Source organism: Microcoleus sp. BM001215392, assembly GCF_036700185.1.
Classification (GTDB): Bacteria; Cyanobacteriota; Cyanobacteriia; order Cyanobacteriales; family Microcoleaceae; genus Microcoleus.
Genome location: NZ_JAUBOJ010000464.1, coordinates 1 through 5,166 on the forward strand (window position 1 = coordinate 1; position 5,166 = coordinate 5,166).

At 48.7% G+C, this 5,166-nt stretch carries 5 protein-coding genes; 3 read left to right on the forward strand and 2 right to left on the reverse strand.

The genetic code is table 11. From position 1 onward, the window contains the following. Positions 1 to 326 precede the first annotated feature (326 nt). Positions 327 to 710, forward strand: a complete 384-nt coding sequence (locus QT974_RS30740; protein WP_333472169.1) for a DUF4346 domain-containing protein — start codon at positions 327 to 329, stop codon at positions 708 to 710. Positions 711 to 747: 37 nt separating this feature from the next. On the opposite strand, the gene psb32 is transcribed toward QT974_RS30740, so the two are convergent. Next, positions 748 to 1,467, reverse strand: a complete 720-nt coding sequence (gene psb32 / locus QT974_RS30745; RefSeq protein WP_333472165.1) for a photosystem II repair protein Psb32 — start codon at positions 1,465 to 1,467, stop codon at positions 748 to 750. A 132-nt stretch (positions 1,468 to 1,599) separates the two neighbouring features. On the opposite strand from psb32, the gene QT974_RS30750 reads away from it, so the two are divergent. Further along, entirely contained in the window at positions 1,600 to 1,830 is a 231-nt protein-coding gene (locus tag QT974_RS30750) for a hypothetical protein (RefSeq protein WP_333472166.1), read from the forward strand. Positions 1,831 to 1,984: 154 nt separating this feature from the next. On the opposite strand, the gene QT974_RS30755 is transcribed toward QT974_RS30750, so the two are convergent. Further along, on the reverse strand, positions 1,985 to 2,530 hold the full coding sequence (locus QT974_RS30755) for an NADPH-dependent FMN reductase (RefSeq protein ID WP_333472167.1): 546 nt from the start codon (positions 2,528 to 2,530) through the stop codon (positions 1,985 to 1,987). 592 nt (positions 2,531 to 3,122) lie between these two features. On the opposite strand from QT974_RS30755, the gene ftsH reads away from it, so the two are divergent. Then, positions 3,123 to 5,063 carry an ATP-dependent zinc metalloprotease FtsH gene (gene ftsH / locus QT974_RS30760; RefSeq protein WP_333472168.1) on the forward strand — a complete coding sequence of 647 codons (1,941 nt, stop codon included), beginning with the start codon at positions 3,123 to 3,125 and terminating at the stop codon, positions 5,061 to 5,063. Positions 5,064 to 5,166: the final 103 nt, after the last annotated feature.

Below are 5,166 nucleotides of genomic sequence, written 5' to 3' on the forward strand. Positions count from 1 at the left end.
AAGCATTTCGGCAGACAATTTATTAGTGAGAACCAGAGATTTAATGCCGAAATGCGAGAGCCCCTACGAATATATTTGCCAAAATGAGATGCACCCGATAACATATTTTGTTACTCTCTCTTCTTTCACTCTGCGCTCTCTGCGCTCTCTGCGGTTCATAATACTAATTTAAACCAAAACCCCGCGCCGGACACGGCATTGTCCTGTCCCTACAGATATCGTGTAGAATGTCGATCGCCCAAAAAACTCCCAAACTTGTCCCGCAGCCGACTAAACTAGAAATAGCAAAACAAACAGCAGCTATTATCTACTTCCTTTCACCAACCATGAGTCAAACCTTGGACAACCTCACCGCCATCGATGACAAGCTATCCAAACGTCACCTCGACCTCGATCCGGGCGGCTACTTCATCATTTACATCGATCGCGAAACCAGCCTAATTTGCGCCAAACACTTCACCAACATTATCGACGATCGCGGTCTGGCTGTCGATCCCGAAACCGGCAAACCGATCCCCGCCCGCGGCAAAGTAGAACGCACGGAAGTCACACTTTTTAGTGGCCGAACCGCCAAAGAACTTTGCGTCAAAATCTTAGAAGAAACCCGCCCCAGCCCGGTGACGATGTTCGATCACGCGGCTTATCTGGGACGGGAATTTGTGCGGGCAGAAATTGCATTATTGAACGATCGAGAATACATTCAAGATTAGTCCAAGCGTCAACACTCACAGGTCACAAGTCAACTGTTCAAGAAAAACCTTGATACCAGAAATAAGTCACCATCGGAATTACTGTAGCCAACACCAACAGCACAACCACAATAACTGTGGCATTACCTTGGTCTGTTTCTTCAGCTTTTTTAAACGTGCTTTCCACTTGAATGTTGTCCACAACTTTAGGAGCACCCGGATCTGGTTCGCCGGACATTACAGTCGCAATCCGCGAACCGGCTGCGGTAAATGCTTCGTTGTATTTGTTGGCTTCCCGCAGCGGCACTTGCACAGTTTCCCCAGCTACACTCTGGGCAATTTCATCGCTTAGCAGGGACTTCACTCCTTCTCCGGTGCGAATTGCCGCGCTGTTGGTAACAGTGTCGAGAACGAGTAAAATTTGATTAGTCTGGTCTTCTTTGTCGGGAAACCACTGTTCAAACAGTTGATCTGTGAAGGTGGCAATCGTTTCGCCGTAGTCTAGGCGGTGGATGGTGACAAACCGGACTTGTTTTCCTGTTTTCTGTTCTAGGGTGTCGAGCACGCTGCTGATGTTACTTTCGCTGCTGCGGCTGAGTACGTCGCCTTTGTCTAACACCCAAGTTCGATCGCCCGCCGACAACACTGGCATTTCGTAAACGCCCGTCGCCAATGCCGGCAATACCGCTATCTGGGATGCGATCAGGACGATCGCGATCGCCAGGGCTGCTGGTTGGAGATAATTTCTCCAGTTAAATAATTGCTTGACTCTAGTCATGAGGTTAACCGTAAAACTGACTTTTTTCCAAAAATACTATAGAAATCCCCGTAAAATTCATTTTACACGGTGCAATATTTACAATTAGGTCGCCAGTCCAAGTCCCCGCCCGATTATTTTACGATTTTAACTATGGAACCAGCAGACACTTATAAAGGTTGGATTCTTCAATCCCAGAAGGTATTCTACGTGGAGGTTTGGGATAGCCACGGGAACCGTCATGTCGCCGTCCAAAATGCCAAAACTGAGGAGGAAGCTTTGGAATTGGCCAAAAACTGGATTGACAAGTATGAGTCAAAACCCGGAAGAATCCCGATCGACGTACCGCATCCTTTCGGGGATAGGATCGATATGCCATTTTGAAGTCAGTCGTCAGTCGTCAGTCGTCAGTCGTCAGTCGTCAGTCGTCAGTCGTCATTACTTATTGTTGGTTGCTACCAATCACCAATCACCAATCACCAATCACCAATCACCAATTCCCAATAACCCATGACTACTGGCGAAAGCAAGCCGCCGGCTAAGAAACTCCTCGCAATTTTTGGGTGTTTTCTACCAAACTTCTAGCAAATTCATCGAACCTTTCAGATAACTTATCATCCAACAATTTACCGTCGGGACTAAAAGCTTTCCAAGCTTGTCCGATCGCAACTTGTTCGGGAATTACCCAAGCGTGTACCCATCTCAAAATCGTTCGCAAATCGTTAAGCGCGTTGCTGTTGACTTGTCCTCCCAAAACACTGATCCCACCTGCAACTTTCCCGTCCAAATGCTCGAAACTCATCAAATCTAGGGCATTCTTGAGAACACCGCTAACGCTACCGTGATACTCCGGCGTTGCCAAAATCAATCCGTCGGCTTGGCGTACCCCATTCCGCAGCTTTTCCACATCCGGGTAATCGCGATAATCATTCTCGCCGTCGCAGAAGGGCAGATCGAGGGTTCGCAAATCGAAGATTTCTACTTCGGCACCCAGTACCTGCGCCCGCTCTGCTGCTACCGTCAGCGCTAACTGGCTGTAGGAGCCAGCCCGCAAACTTCCACCAATGCCGACAATCTTTACCATAAAACTTAAAAACAATAACTGCTTGAATAAACCGTACTCATTACGACTATGATTAATCTAACAAATTCGATCGGCAAGTGTCAATCGATTTGAGATTTTGGATTGGGGATTTGAGATTGACGGACGTGGCTCAGAAACCGGGTTTTTGGAGCAAAATCCTGGGTGATAGCGGACAGATTTGGTAAAAAACCCGGTTTCTGACTCGCAGTGCTTCATTCAGTTGACCTGTGAAAGTTGACCTGTGACAGTTAAGAGCGACCTCTATCCTTAAGTCCGAGGATTGGAGTAATGAATAGTCGGATTTTAATTGATCCCGATCGGGCGGGCGGGCTTTAAACCAATTCTTTCTGGTAAGTTCAGTGGAGGGGCACAGAAACCGGGTTTTTGCCAAAATTCTTGGTAAAAGCCCCTGATGCCGGGAAAAACCCGGTTTCTTGAGCAGCAGTGGGTTCAAAACTCAGCATCTCAAGCGGGTTCTTAAGAACCCAGCGAGAGATAAACCCATTCAACACCCGGCATCTTGTTAAAATAAACGAACGTAGCAAACTAAAAGCAATCAATCTTGGCAATCTTCAACAAGCGGCACAGCAATATGAAAAATTCTTGGAAACACGCATGGCTGGGGCATCTAGCTGTAAATAAAGACAAATCGAGCCAGCAGCATCCTAAAAAATCAATTCCAGGACGGAATCTTTGGCGCCTCCTGGGAAGTTTGGTGATTTCTCAAGGAATATTGCTCTCGACCCCTGTTTTTGCCGATAGCCCGCCAAACAACACCATGAGTTACAGCCAACTCATCGAGAACATAGAAAAAGGGCAAGTCAGTAAAGTCGAAATAGACGAAATCCAAAGAACTGCCAAAGTTAGGTTAAAAGATCAAAAAAGCGATCAGGCGCAAATTGTTACCCTCTTCGACTACAACAACCGAGAACTCTACTCGCAAATCCGCGCCAAAAAGATTGACTTTGAAGTCAAACAAACAGCAGACAACACCGCAGCAGTCAGTTTAGTAGTAAACTTGCTAGTGATTTTTGCAGTGCTGGCAGTGTTGATGGCAATCCTGCGCCGATCGACCCAATCGCAAGGAAATGCCATGAACTTCGGCAAATCCCGAGCCCGTTTCCAAATGGAAGCCAAAACCGGCGTGATGTTCGACGACGTAGCAGGAATCGAAGAAGCTAAAGAAGAACTGCAAGAAGTTGTCACCTTCCTCAAAAAACCCGAACGCTTCAACGCCATCGGCGCCAAAATTCCCAGAGGAGTTCTGTTAATCGGGCCTCCGGGAACAGGTAAAACCATGTTGGCAAAAGCGATCGCAGGCGAAGCAGCCGTCCCCTTCTTCAGCATCTCCGGTTCCGAATTTGTGGAAATGTTCGTCGGAGTCGGCGCCTCCCGCGTGCGCGACTTGTTCCGCAAAGCTAAAGAAAATGCGCCCTGCATCGTCTTCATCGATGAAATAGACGCCGTGGGAAGGCAGCGGGGCGCCGGTATCGGCGGCGGAAATGACGAACGCGAACAAACTCTCAATCAGTTGCTGACCGAAATGGACGGCTTTGAGGGTAACAGCGGCGTGATTGTGATTGCAGCTACTAACCGCCCCGACGTGCTCGATACCGCCTTGCTGCGGCCCGGTAGGTTCGATCGCCAAGTAACGGTAGATTTGCCCAGCTACAAAGGGCGTTTGGGGATTTTGCAAGTGCACGCGCGCAACAAAAAACTCGACGGCGAAGTTGCCTTAGATACGATCGCCCGCCGCACTCCGGGCTTCTCGGGCGCTGACTTGGCAAACTTGCTCAACGAAGCTGCTATTCTCACCGCGAGGCGACGTAAAGACACGATCGGTAACTTAGAAGTTAACGATGCGATCGACCGGATCACGATCGGGCTGACACTCAACCCGCTGCTCGACAGTAAGAAAAAGTGGCTTGTAGCATACCACGAAATCGGACACGCCCTCGTCTCAACGATGCTCAAAAATACCGACACCCTAGAAAAAGTAACGATCATTCCCCGTTCCGGTGGCATTGCAGGCTTTGCCAACTACGTGCTCGACGACGAAATGATCGACAGCGAAGGTTTGAGGAGTCGGGCGTGGCTGTTAAGCCGGATTACAGTAGCTTTGGGGGGACGGGCGGCGGAAGCAGAAGTTTACGGCGATGCGGAGGTAACTCTGGGCGCCAGCAGCGATATCACAGAAGTTAGCAAGCTAGCGAGGGAGATGGTAACGCTTTACGGAATGTCGAATTTGGGGCCTGTGGCTTTGGAAAGTCCGAACAGTGAGGTATTTTTGGGCCAAAACTGGAATTCGCGATCGGATTATTCTGAAGCAATGGCAATTAAGATCGATCGCCAAGTCCGGGAAATCGCGATTGACTGCTACGAAGAAGCCCGCCGGATCATCCGCGAAAACCGCCATTTGGTAGACAAACTGGTTGAAGCGCTGTTGGATGAAGAAACCATCGATGGTGAGGAATTCCGCAAAATTGTCGATCGATATGCCAAGTTGACCAAAAAAGAGTTGGCGCCAACTTGAATTAGTCAGTAGTCAGTTGACAGTTGGCAGTTGACTGTTGACTGTTGGCAGTTGACTGTTGACTGTTGACTGTTGACTGTTGACTGTTGACTGTTGGCAGTTG